This window comes from Janthinobacterium sp. HH106 (genome assembly GCF_001758725.1).
In the GTDB taxonomy this organism is placed as follows: Bacteria; Pseudomonadota; Gammaproteobacteria; order Burkholderiales; family Burkholderiaceae_D; genus Janthinobacterium.
In genome coordinates this window covers 392,213-404,121 of sequence record NZ_LRIC01000048.1, presented here as the reverse complement: position 1 = coordinate 404,121, position 11,909 = coordinate 392,213, and the positions used below count along the sequence as shown (strand labels likewise).

At 62.0% G+C, this 11,909-nt stretch carries 12 protein-coding genes; 3 read left to right on the top strand and 9 right to left on the bottom strand.

The window, feature by feature from the left end; genetic code table 11:
• Window positions 1-11 precede the first annotated feature (11 nt).
• From paaI to paaA, 8 genes are all read right to left on the bottom strand, one after another.
• Window positions 12-464 carry a hydroxyphenylacetyl-CoA thioesterase PaaI gene (paaI, locus tag JAB8_RS19440; RefSeq protein ID WP_070224245.1) on the bottom strand — a complete coding sequence of 151 codons (453 nt, stop codon included), beginning with the start codon at window positions 462-464 and terminating at the stop codon, window positions 12-14.
• Complete coding sequence (paaH, locus tag JAB8_RS19435; protein WP_070291032.1) at window positions 457-2,022, bottom strand: 3-hydroxyacyl-CoA dehydrogenase PaaH; 1,566 nt, start codon at window positions 2,020-2,022, stop codon at window positions 457-459. The genes paaI and paaH overlap by 8 nt, the downstream gene beginning before the upstream one ends.
• 1 nt (window position 2,023) lies before the next feature.
• Complete coding sequence (gene paaG / locus JAB8_RS19430; RefSeq protein WP_070291031.1) at window positions 2,024-2,815, bottom strand: 2-(1,2-epoxy-1,2-dihydrophenyl)acetyl-CoA isomerase PaaG; 792 nt, start codon at window positions 2,813-2,815, stop codon at window positions 2,024-2,026.
• 113 nt (window positions 2,816-2,928) lie between these two features.
• Window positions 2,929-4,008, bottom strand: a complete 1,080-nt coding sequence (paaE, locus tag JAB8_RS19425; protein WP_070291030.1) for a 1,2-phenylacetyl-CoA epoxidase subunit PaaE — start codon at window positions 4,006-4,008, stop codon at window positions 2,929-2,931.
• A gap of 40 nt (window positions 4,009-4,048) precedes the next feature.
• Window positions 4,049-4,576: a 1,2-phenylacetyl-CoA epoxidase subunit PaaD gene (paaD, locus tag JAB8_RS19420; RefSeq protein ID WP_070291029.1), complete on the bottom strand. Its 528-nt coding sequence runs from the start codon at window positions 4,574-4,576 to the stop codon at window positions 4,049-4,051.
• On the bottom strand, window positions 4,576-5,343 hold the full coding sequence (gene paaC / locus JAB8_RS19415) for a 1,2-phenylacetyl-CoA epoxidase subunit PaaC (RefSeq protein WP_275528104.1): 768 nt from the start codon (window positions 5,341-5,343) through the stop codon (window positions 4,576-4,578). Before paaC ends, paaD begins: the two co-directional genes overlap by 1 nt.
• Window positions 5,343-5,627 (bottom strand): 1,2-phenylacetyl-CoA epoxidase subunit PaaB, encoded by a 285-nt coding sequence (gene paaB, locus JAB8_RS19410; protein ID WP_070224239.1) that lies wholly within the window; start codon window positions 5,625-5,627, stop codon window positions 5,343-5,345. The genes paaC and paaB overlap by 1 nt, the downstream gene beginning before the upstream one ends.
• Window positions 5,628-5,655: 28 nt before the next feature.
• On the bottom strand, window positions 5,656-6,645 hold the full coding sequence (gene paaA, locus JAB8_RS19405) for a 1,2-phenylacetyl-CoA epoxidase subunit PaaA (RefSeq protein WP_070291027.1): 990 nt from the start codon (window positions 6,643-6,645) through the stop codon (window positions 5,656-5,658).
• 267 nt (window positions 6,646-6,912) lie between these two features.
• Here paaA and paaX point away from each other — a divergent pair, with 267 nt between their 5' ends.
• The gene (gene paaX / locus JAB8_RS19400; protein WP_070224237.1) at window positions 6,913-7,842 is read left to right on the top strand and encodes a phenylacetic acid degradation operon negative regulatory protein PaaX; all 930 of its coding nucleotides are present in this window, start codon (window positions 6,913-6,915) and stop codon (window positions 7,840-7,842) included.
• 235 nt (window positions 7,843-8,077) lie between these two features.
• On the opposite strand, the gene JAB8_RS19395 is transcribed toward paaX, so the two are convergent.
• Window positions 8,078-8,332 carry a hypothetical protein gene (locus JAB8_RS19395; RefSeq protein WP_070291026.1) on the bottom strand — a complete coding sequence of 85 codons (255 nt, stop codon included), beginning with the start codon at window positions 8,330-8,332 and terminating at the stop codon, window positions 8,078-8,080.
• A 141-nt stretch (window positions 8,333-8,473) separates the two neighbouring features.
• On the opposite strand from JAB8_RS19395, the gene JAB8_RS19390 reads away from it, so the two are divergent.
• Both JAB8_RS19390 and JAB8_RS19385 read left to right on the top strand, forming a co-directional pair.
• On the top strand, window positions 8,474-9,598 hold the full coding sequence (locus JAB8_RS19390) for a M14-type cytosolic carboxypeptidase (protein WP_034746346.1): 1,125 nt from the start codon (window positions 8,474-8,476) through the stop codon (window positions 9,596-9,598).
• A 368-nt stretch (window positions 9,599-9,966) separates the two neighbouring features.
• Complete coding sequence (locus tag JAB8_RS19385) at window positions 9,967-11,676, top strand: methyl-accepting chemotaxis protein (protein WP_070291025.1); 1,710 nt, start codon at window positions 9,967-9,969, stop codon at window positions 11,674-11,676.
• Window positions 11,677-11,909: the final 233 nt, after the last annotated feature.

Sequence of the window (11,909 nt, the reverse complement as noted above, 5' to 3'; positions counted from 1 at the left end):
GTTCCGGCAGTTCAAGCCTGCTCTTGTATGACTTCGCCCGCCACGCGGATCGACTTGCCCCGGAAGAGCGCGACGGCGCGGCCTTCCTGGTTGCTGACCTTGACGTCATAGACGCCGCTCTTGCCCGCCAGCGCCTGTTCGACGGCGTGCGCCGTCAGCACGTCGCCTTCGCGGCCTGGCGCCAGGTAGTCGATGGTGCAGCCGGCGCCCACGGTGTTCATGTTGTAGCTGTTGCAGGCAAAGGCGAAGGCGCTGTCGGCCAGGGCAAAAATAAAACCGCCGTGGCAGGTCTGGTGGCCGTTGAGCATGTCGGCGCGCACCGTCATCGTCATGCGCGCATGGCCGGGACCCACGTCGGCCAGGGCGATGCCCATGGCTGCGGTGGCGTTATCGCGCGACAGCATGGAGGCGGCAGCCGCTTCGGCCAAAGCCTGGGCAGCGTGAATATGGTCTTCCTTATGCATGAAACGGTGCTCCATTGGCGAGTTTGCGGCGCAGCAGCGGCGAGACCCGGTAGCGGTCTTCGCCATAGCCTTGCGCCAGGTGGTGCAGCACGGTCACGATCTGTTGAACGCCGACCGCATCGGCCCAGGCCAGCGGTCCGCGCGGATAATTGACGCCCTTCTGCATGGCGATATCGACGGCATCCGCCGTGCACACGCCCTGGTTGACGGCGTCGGCCGCCTCGTTGGCCAGCATGGCGACGGTGCGCATGACGGCCAGGCCAGGCACGTCGTCCAGGCGCGTGACGGTGAAACCGGCCGCCTGGAACAGGCCGACGACGGCCGCGTAGGCCTCGTCGCTGCACTGGTCGGCACGGGCCACGGCGATGCGCTTTGCACTGGCGTAATCGAGCGCCAGGTCGAACAGCACCGTGTCCGGATGCTGGTTGTCGTGCGCGCGCTGGGTGGCGCTGCGCCCATCGGTCAGATAGATCGCGGCGCCATGGCAATGCAGGGCCGGTGCCTCGTCATGCGCCTGGCCTTCCTGCGTCACGCGGCGGCTGACGGTGACGCCCGCCTGCTCCAGCCGCTGCACCAGGCTGCGGATGATGCCGCTGTGGCCACGGCCATCGCCGCCGATGGCGGCCGACAGGGCGACGAATTCCGGGGCCGCTTGCGCGCTTTCCGCCTGCGCCACGGGGGCAGCCGCGCCTTCGCCGTACAGATAAAAGCCTCGGCCCGATTTGCGGCCAAGGAATCCCGCGTTGACCATTTCCTGCTGCAGCACGGATGGCGTGAAGCGCGGGTCGTTGAAGTAGGCGCCGAACACGGATTGCGTGACGGAGAAATTCACGTCGTGGCCGATCAAGTCCATCAGTTCGAATGGCCCCATGCGGAAGCCGCCCGCTTCGCGCAGCACGGCATCGATGGTGGCGGCATCGCCCGCCTGTTCATTCAGCAAGCGCCAGCCTTCCGCATAGAACGGACGGGCGACCCGGTTGACGATGAAGCCTGGCGTCGATTTCGCATGCACGGGCTTCTTGCCCCAGGCGATGGACGTGTCATACACGGTGGCAGCGACCTGCTCGCTGGTGGCCAGGCCACTGATCACTTCCACCAGCGCCATCAGGGGCACGGGATTAAAGAAATGCATGCCGACCAGGCGTTCCGGCCGGCGCAGCTTGGCGGCGATGGCCGTGACGGAAATCGACGAGGTATTCGTCGCCAGGATGCAGTCGTCGCTGACTAACGCTTCGAGTTCGGCGAACAGGCCGCGCTTGACGTCGAGGTTTTCCACGATGGCTTCCACCACCAGGTCGCAATCGCTGACATCGGCCAGGCTGCCGGCCGCCTGCAGACGCGCCGTGGCGGCCGTGGCTTCGTCCAACGTCATGCGGCCCTTCTCGGCCAGCTTCGCATACATCTTGCCGATATCAAGCAAAGCCTTGCTCACCGCTTCCGCGCGCGTGTCGTACAGTTTGACTCTGTAGCCGGCGGCAGCGGCCACCTGCGCGATGCCGGCGCCCATGGCGCCGCTGCCGATGACGGCGACGATACTGTTGTTGTCCAAAGCTGCCATATCAATGTCCCTTGAATTGCGGTGTGCGCTTTTCCATGAAGGCGGCCACGCCTTCGCGGTAATCGTCGCTGTTACCGAGATCGCTCATCATGCGCGCTTCCAGCGCAAGCTGCTGCGGCAGGGTATTGGCGCCACTGAGAGCCAGCGCCTGCTTGGTGTACGCCAGGCCCTTGGTCGGTGCGGTAGAAAAGTGCACGGCCAGCTTGCGCGTCTCTTCCGCCAGTTCGGCATCGTCCACGCATTTCCAGATCAGGCCCCAGTCCTCGGCCTTTTCCGCCGTGAGTTTTTCGCCGAGCATGGCCAGGCCCATGGCGCGCGCCGAACCGATCAGCCGTGGCAGGAAGAAGGTGCCGCCCGTGTCCGGGATCAGGCCCAGCTTGCAGAACACTTCGACGAAACTGGCCGACTTGCCGGCGATGACGATGTCGCAGGCCAGCGCCAGGTTGGCGCCCGCGCCGGCGGCCACGCCGTTGACGGCGCAGATCACGGGCATAGCCAGGGCTTTCAAGGCCAGCACCAGCGGCGCATAGTTCTTTTCCACCGATTCGCCCAGGTCCACGCCCTTCGAACCGGGTTCCACGGCGCGGTCGGACAAATCCTGGCCCGCGCAAAAGCCGCGGCCCGCGCCCGTCAGCACGAAGACGCGCACGGTGCTGTCGGCGTTCACTTGCGCAATCGCGTCGCGCACTTCCTCGTGCATGGCTTGCGTAAAGCTATTGAGCTTGTCGGGACGGTTCAGGGTGAGCGTCGCGATACCCTGCTCGATGGTAAAGAGGATGTTTTGGTAGGTCATGGCGTCTCGCTATTTTTATTTATTGGCCCGCAGCGGAAATCTGGGGTCAGACCCGGCGGGGTAATTCGCCCCAATGGGCCGAATTACGATTCCGCAGGAACTGACCCCGGCTTTTATTCTGCCTGATCGAAGTCGACGACGACCTTGTCGGTCAGCGGGAAACTCTGGCAGCTGAGGACGAAGCCGCGCGCCACTTCATAGTCTTCCAGCGCGTAGTTGACGTCCATCTCGACTTTGCCGTCGAGTATCTTGCAGCGGCAGGTCGAGCATACGCCGCCCTTGCACGAGTAGCGCATGTCCAGCCCACTGCGCAGTCCCGCGTCGAGGATGGACTCCTTGTCCTTGTCCATCATGAAGGTGGTGTGGTTGCCATCCATGATGACGGTCACTTCCGTTTCCTGCACGGCATCCGCAGCCAGCTGGGCGCGCGGCTTGTGGGCGTTTTTCGGGATGCTGGCGGCGAACAGTTCGATCTTGATATTCTGCTTGGGCATGCCGGCCGCCTGCAGGGCAGCGGACACGCCGAGCATCATATCTTCCGGGCCACAAATAAACGCGTTGTCGTAGTCTTCGACTTTGATCCAGTGCTGCAGGAACTGTTCGCATTTTTCTTGCGTGATGCGGCCGTTGAACAATTCGATGTCCTGCTGCTCGCGGCTCATCACGTAGACGAGGTTCAAACGCTCCAGGTACACATCCTTCAAGTCCGTCAATTCTTCCTTGAAGATGACGGACGACGAGGCGCGGTTGCCGTAAAACAGGGTGAAGCGGCTCAGGGGTTCCGTCAGCAGGGTCGTCTTGATGATGGAGAGGATGGGCGTGATGCCGCTGCCGGCCGCGAATGCCAGGTAGTGCTTGCGGTTGACGCAGTCGAGCGGCACGTTGAAGTGTCCCATGGGCGGCATCACCTCGATGGTGGCGCCGGCTTTCAGGGTGTCGTTGGCCCAGGTGGAGAAAGCGCCGCCCGGCGTGCGCTTGATGGCCACGCGCAGGGTGCCGTCCTGCACCGCCGAACAGATGGAATACGAACGGCGCACGTCTTCCGCATTGATATTGGTGCGCAGGGTCAGGTGCTGGCCCTGCTGGAAGCGGAACTGCTGCTGCAGTTCAGACGGCACGTCGAACGTGACGGCGATGGTGTCGCGTGTTTCGTTGCGCACGTTCGCTACGCGCAGCGGATAAAATTTACTCATGCTTCATCTCCAGTTTCTTCGGAACGTGTGCCTGATTTTTTTAGTGGCACTTGAAGTAGTCAAACGGTTCGCGGCAAGCCAGGCATTTGTACAGGGCCTTGCACGGCGTGGAGCCGAACTGGCTGGTCAGCTGCGTATGCGTGGAGCCGCAGTTCGGGCAAATGACGTCCAGCTTGGGCATCGGTTGCCGTTTCACGCCACCACGCAAGCCGCTGATATCGATCACCTGCTGCTGCGGCGGCGCGATGCCATAGCCTTTCAGCTTGACCTTGCCCGCCTCGCTCATCCAGTCCGTGGTCCAGGCGGGCGCCAGCTGGTTCACCAGGGTCACCCTGGCCACGCCATGGCTGCGCAAGGCATCCGTGACGGCGTCGGCGATCACTTGCATGGCCGGACATCCCGAATATGTGGGCGTGATCGTCACGATGCAGGCATCGCCATCCGTCACTTCGACGGCGCGCACGATGCCCAGGTCCACCACCGAAATGACGGGGATTTCCGGGTCAGGCACATCGCCGAGCCAGGCCCAGACCTGGGCCGCGTCCAGCGCTGCCATGGGCGTGTTCATTACCACTCCGCCCCGGGGTAGGCGCGCTGCAGGAACTGCATCTCGGCCAGAATAAAACCCAGGTGTTCCGTGTGCGTGCCCTGCTTGCCGCCCTTTTGCATCCAGGCGTCGGGCGCCGGCATGGTCAAGGTGGCTTCGGCGAAGATCTCGGCCACGTGCTCGAGGAAGGCCCGGCGCAGCACGTCCGATGGCGGCGCGATGCCGGCGGCGACCATGGCCTGGTCGACGGCGTCGTACTTGAACATCTCGCCCGTGTACATCCACAGCTTGTCGGCGGCCGCCTGCGTTTTCGCATGGCTGTCCGCCGTGCCGTCGCCGAGGCGCACGATCAGGTCACCGCTGCGGCGCAGGTGATACGTCACTTCCTTGATCGACTTTTGCGCCACTTCGACGATGCGCGCATCCGCCGATTTCGTCAGTTCCAGCAGCTGGAAGTAGTGCCAGCTGTCGAAGAAGAACTGGCGCATCATGGTGTCGGCGTAATTGCCGTTCGGCTGTTCGACCAGCAGGCAGTTCTTGAAATCGTGGGCATCGCGCAAAAAGGCAATGTCGTCCTCGTCGCGGCCCGCGTTTTCCAGTTCGGCCGCATAGCTGAACCACAAGCGCGTCTGGCCCAACAGATCGAGCGCCACGTTGGTCAGCGCCATGTCTTCTTCCAGCGCCGGTCCCTTGCCGCACAGCTGCGACAGCTGCTGGCTGAGGATCAGGGCGTTGTCGCCCAGGCGCAAAAGGTAGTTGACCTTGTCATCCATTGCAGGCGCTCCCATCACAGGTTCTTGACTTCTTCCGGCATCGGGAAGAAGGTGGGATGGCGGTACACCTTGCTGTTCGACGGTTCGAACAGGGCGCCCTTGTCGCCGGGGCTGCTGGCGACGATATCGGCCGCGCGCACCACCCAGATGCTCACGCCTTCATTGCGGCGCGTGTAGACGTCGCGCGCATGGTTGACCGCCATGGCGGCGTCGGACGCGTGCAGGCTGCCTACATGCTTGTGCGCCAGGCCGTGCTGGCTGCGGATGAACACTTCCCACAATGGCCATTCTTTGCTCATGTTGCTATCCCCTATCTGTCTTATGTAATTACGCTGCTGCTTTGTTGGCGGCTTGCTTGTCGGCATACGCGACCAAGGCATCGCGGAACCATGCACCGTCTTCATACGCTTTCACGCGCGTTTGCAAACGTTCGCGATTGCACGGGCCATTACCCTTCAGGACATTGTTGAACTCGGCCCAGTCGATCTCGCCGAATTCATAGTGGCCCGTCTCCGCATTGAACTTCAGGTCGGGATCGGGCACGGTCAGGCCCAGGTATTCGATTTGCGGCACGGTCTGGTCGACCATGCGCTGGCGCAATTCATCGTTCGAGAACAGCTTGATGCGCCATTGCGCCGATTGCGCGCTGTTGACGGAGGCGGCGTCGGACGGGCCGAACATCATCAGCGATGGCCACCACCAGCGGTTCAAGGCATCTTGCGCCATGGCTTTCTGTGCGGGCGTACCCTTGCACAGCGACATCATGATGTCGTAGCCCTGGCGCGCATGGAACGATTCTTCCTTGCAGACGCGGATCATGGCGCGCGCATACGGACCGTAGGAACAGCGGCACAGGGGAATCTGGTTGATGATGGCGGAACCGTCGACCAGCCAGCCGATGGCGCCCATGTCGGCCCACGACAGGGTGGGATAGTTGAAGATGCTGGAATACTTGGCTTTGCCAGAATGCAAGGCGGCCAGCAAATCGTCGCGCGACACGCCCAGGGTTTCCGCGGCGCTGTACAGGTACAGGCCGTGGCCCGCTTCGTCCTGGATCTTCGCCAGCAGGATCGACTTGCGTTTCAGGGTCGGTGCGCGCGTGACCCAGTTACCTTCAGGCAATTGGCCGACGATTTCCGAGTGCGCGTGCTGCGAAATCTGGCGGATCAGGGTCTTGCGGTAGGCGTCCGGCATCCAGTCCTTGGCCTCGATCTTGATGCCTTCGTCGATGCGCGCCTGGAAAGCGCGCTCTTCCTGGCCCATGTCGTCGATGGAGCGGACGTTCTTGAGGCCGGTTTCAACCATTTGTGCGTACATGATGTGTCTCCCATGTCTTTGATTTTGCGCAGCAACGCGGTGCGATAAACAGATAATACGATACAAAAAACGATTTGCATACACTTGATGTGAATCATTTTAAAAAATCGTATCTTGTGCAGCTTTTTTGTGCGTATGATATTGCTTATGAGAAAACACCATGGGGCGCTACCCGCGCTTCCGGCAAATTATTGCCGCGCTACCCGCGCAGCCAAGTAAACTGCTGCTTTTATTGAACCGACCGCAACACGGCCAGACCGGAACCACATGAAGAACACCCGCTGCACGGCATGGATAGCCGATTTCCTGGAAAGCGACCCACCGCGCTCGAAGTCCCTGGTGATGACCATCTTCGGCGACGCCATCGTGCCGCGCGGCGGCGCCATCTGGCTGGGCAGCCTGATCGAACTGCTGGCGCCATTCGGCGTCAATGACCGGCTATTGCGCACCAGCGTGTTCCGCCTGGCGCAGGAAGGCTGGCTCAGCTCGCAGCGCGACGGCCGCCGCAGCGCCTATGCGATACGCCCGGAGGCGCTGGCCCGCTTCGAACGCGCCTACCGCCGCATCTACGCGCCGCTGGTCGTGCACTGGGATGGCAGCTGGACCCTGGTGATCGGTCCGGCCGGCAGCATCGGCGCCGCCGAACGGGGCGCGCTGCGCAAGGAATTATTGTGGGCGGGCTACGGCTTGATCTCTCCCGGCATCTTTGGCCATCCGGCCAGCAATGCGGAGGCGCTGGAAGATATCCTCGTGCGCAACGAGGTGCAGGGCAAGCTGTATGTCTGCCACACCACGGAATTGCCAGGCGTCAGCACGCGTCCCCTGCGCGACATGGTGGGCGACTGCTGGGACTTGTCGGAAGTGATGGCTGGCTACGAAAAATTCATCGCCAGCTTCCAGCCGCTGCTGACCCTGCTGCAGGAAGAACCCGTGTTCGATGCGGAGCAAGCGTTCGTCATCCGCTCGCTGCTGACGCACGCCTACCGTCGCGTGCAGTTGCACGACCCGCAACTGCCCGTCGAACTGCTGCCCGAACCGTGGCCTGGCACGCAAGCCTATGCGCTGGCGCGCGACCTGTACCGCATCACGTATGCTCCTGCAGAGGAACACATCCTGGCCACCCTGCGTCGCGAGGATGAGCACGCGCCGGACGTGGAGCCGTGGTTTTACGAACGCTTCGGCGGACTGAACACCTGATAAAACGTCCATGGCGGCGTTGCAGGGCCTGGGCGTACGTTCGTACTGCCTGCGGCCCTGCGCCTTGCCCTGGCCATTTTTCAGGTGTTCAGGAATAAGAACACCTATCAAAACCTACTGCGCGTCGGTATTTGCGGCCTGCGATGCTCACTGTACCTTCGTACAGTTGCGCTTCTCAACCACAACTCCCTTCCGCTCGCTACGGTTTTGTTAGGTGTTGTAAGTCACCGCCTGCTCACTGTTTTGCCACCACCTGCTTGGCCCCCGCCAGCAAATCCTGCCCCAGCTTTTCCAGCGCATTGGCCTGCACCAGCATGGTGTCGAGGATGGCGACGTTGAAGCTGAATTCGGCCGGCGTCGTGTAGCCGGGGAAACGTATGATGCGCAGCAATTCCTGCAAGGTCGTGCCCTTGCCCAGGTGCGCCAGCGCGTCGCTGAGGGCGCTGATTTTCTTTTCCAGTTCGCGTATGTGGTTGCTATGGTCGTCCATGATGATCTCCCCATGTCGGAGCTTCCACGTTAGCAAAGCATGTCCGTCATCGTTTGCGCCAGCACAAAGGCCACCGCAAAACAGGTATCATCGCGCCATTGCACACGATGCAAAACCCATACGTTTTTATCAGGAACACTCATGACCATTAAAATCAGCCAGCAATTCGACGCCGGCGCGATCGAGGTGCTGCGCGCCGACGATGCCCAGTCCATCGAACTGAACATCCGCAAGGATTCCCACGCCGACATCACGCAGTGGTTTTACTTCCGCCTGCAAGGCGCGCAAGGCGAGGCGTGCACGATCCGCTTCATGAATGCCGGCAAGTCCGCCTACCCGGACGGCTGGAAAGACTACCAGGCCGTGGCCAGCTACGACCGCGAAACCTGGTTCCGCGTGCCGACCAGCTTTGACGGCACGGTGATGACCATCGAACACACCCCCGAGGAAGAAAGCGTCTACTACGCCTATTTCGAACCGTATCCATGGGACCGCCACCTGGCCCTGATCGACAGCGCGCAAGCGTCGCCGCTCGTGCGCCTGATCGACCTGGGCAGCACGGTGGAAGGCCGCGACATGAATCTGCTGGTCGTCGGCGACGCCGATGCCGAGAAAAAAGTCTGGGTCATCGCGCGCCAGCATCCGGGCGAGACGATGGCCGAGTGGTTTGTCGAAGGCATGCTTGAAGCCTTGCTGGACCAGGCCAATCCCTTTGCCCGCCAGTGCCTGCAGGACGCCGTCTTCTACGTGGTGCCGAACATGAACCCGGACGGTTCCGTGCACGGCAACCTGCGCACCAACGCGGCCGGCGCCAACCTGAACCGCGAATGGATGACGCCGACCATGGAGCGCAGCCCGGAAGTGTTCCTGGTGAAACAGAAAATGCATGAAATCGGTTGCGACCTGTTCCTCGACGTGCATGGTGACGAAGGCTTGCCCTACGTCTTCGTGGCCGGCAGCGATGCGCTGGAAAATTTCACGCCAGCACAAAAGGCCGAGCAAGACCGCTTCATCGCCGACTTCAAGGTGGCCAGCCCCGACTTCCAGGATGAGCATGGCTATGAAGACGGCCCGTTCACGCCGGAAGTGCTGACCATGGGCTCGCCCCACATCACGCACGCTTTCGGCTGCCTGTCGCTGACCCTGGAATTGCCGTTCAAGGACAACGCCAACGATCCCGACCCGCAAACGGGCTGGAGCGGCGCCCGCAGCGCCGCACTGGGCGCGGCCGTGCTGCAACCTATCCTGTCCACCTTGCGCGCCTGAGCGCCTGGGCCGACACGGCCCGCTTGATCCCTTGCCCCGCTCGCCGGGGCATTTTTTTTGACCGCACGACAAGCGTTGCTGGCCGAGCGGATTTTTTTCCTAACATCTTGCCTGTCAGAAATTATCGTCCTACACTAAGCAACAGAATCGGGCCGCGCCACGCTGCGCTGCCCCGCAAGAATATCTCGCCGGGCGGGTCGCCAATGACTTCCCGGCCACCGGCAATACGCATCCACGGCCCTGTCCCTGCCGAATTAGCTTTCTGTAACGCAAACTGACCGCATCAGCATCGTCTTGAATGGACACAGCCTGTCCGCGGGACGATTCCCTGCGCACGCTTTCCGCTTTTCGCCGAGGATGAATGACCTATGTATAAGCTTAAAATCAGTACCCGCCTGGCCGTCAGTTTCGGCTTGATCATTGTCCTGCTTGCCATGGTGGCATTTGTTTCCATCAGCCGCATTCGCAACATCAACACCTCGACGGAAAAAATTCTCAACGACCGCTATGTCAAGGTCATGTTGTCGAATACGATACAGTCCGAGGTCAATATCCAGGCCCGCCTGCTGAGCATCGCCATCATCGGCGCCAACGATGCCGACGAAGTCAGCAGTTCCGTGACCAAGATTCAGGCCTCGATCAAAAAGAATACGGAGCTGCTGGCGCGCCTGAAAACCATGATCAACACGCCCAAGGGCCAGGAACTGCTCCAGGCCGTGATGAGCAGCCGCGAAAGCTATGCCAGGACGCGCGATGCGAACATCAAACTATTACAAGAAGGCAAATCGGAAACGGCGGGCATCTTCCTGTTGACGCAGTTGCGCTATCCGCAAGAAAAATTCTTGACGGCCCTGGCGGCCATGACCAGCTTCCAGGAATCGCTGATGGAAAGCGAAGGCAAGCAAGCCGCCGCCGATGGGCGCATGGCCATCATCCTGACCTTGTCCCTGTCCATCGCGGCGACGGCCATTGCCATCGCGCTGGCCATCCTGATCAGCCGTTCCATCAGCCGGCCCATCGCCGATGCCGTCAAGGTGGCGCAACGGGTGGCGGCCGGCGACTTGTCGGTCAGCATCGACGCGCGCGGCAACGATGGAACGGGCCAGCTGCTGCGCGCCTTGAAAGAGATGAATGACAATCTGCAAGGCATCGTGGCCCGCGTGCGCCATGGCACGGACGCCATCGCCCACGGCTCGCGTGAAATCGCCTCCGGCAATATGGACCTGTCTTCGCGCACGGAACAGCAAGCCAGCTCGCTGGAAGAAACGGCCTCGTCGATGGAAGAACTGACGTCGACCGTCAAGCAGAATGGCGAAAACGCACGCCAGGCCAACCAGATGGCGCAATCGGCCTCCAGCGTGGCCAGCAAGGGCGGCCAGGTAGTGGCGGAAGTGATCACGACCATGGATTCCATCAATGCCTCGTCGAAGAAAATCGTCGACATCATCAGCGTTATCGACGGCATTGCCTTCCAGACCAATATCCTGGCGCTGAATGCGGCCGTGGAAGCAGCCAGGGCAGGCGAACAGGGACGGGGCTTTGCCGTGGTCGCCACGGAAGTGCGCAACCTGGCCCACCGCTCCGCCTCCGCCGCCAAGGAAATCAAGATCCTCATCGACGATTCCGTGCACCAGGTCAGTCTTGGCAGCACCCTCGTGAACCAGGCGGGCAGCACCATGGAGGAAATCGTCAATAGCGTGCGGCGCGTCACGGATATCATGGCCGAGATCACGTCCGCCAGCAACGAGCAGGAAGCGGGCATTGAACAGATCAACCAGGCCATCACGGAAATGGACGCCGTGACCCAGCAAAATGCAGCCCTCGTGGAAGAGGCGGCCGCCGCGTCCGAAGCGCTGCAGGATCAAGCGGGCATCCTGGCCGAAGCCGTCAGCGTGTTCAAACTCGACGGCACACAGGCGCTGGCGCCAGTCGCGCCAGCATCGCGGCCGGAGCCAAAGCCGGCGCCACGGCCCGCAGCCGCCACGGCGGCCCAGCCCCGGCTCGTCGCCAACGCCCCCGCCAGCCGCAAGAGCGCCGCGCCCGCCATGGTGGCGGAAGGCGAGTGGGAACAATACTGACCGTACTGACCGTGCCGCGGCCAGCCGCCCGTGCCGCCCTCCGGCACGGCGGGCGGCATCGCCATGGCGCAGCGCAGCATCACAAATCGTTGCCACGCCGGCTATTGCTGCCTATACTGGGCGCAGCATTGTCTGTCCCTCCCCTTGCCGATAGCGACCCCACCTATGACCATCAAAGACCAGCCACGCGCTGAGGCGCGATTTTCACCGACCCGATTTGCACACGTGTGCAT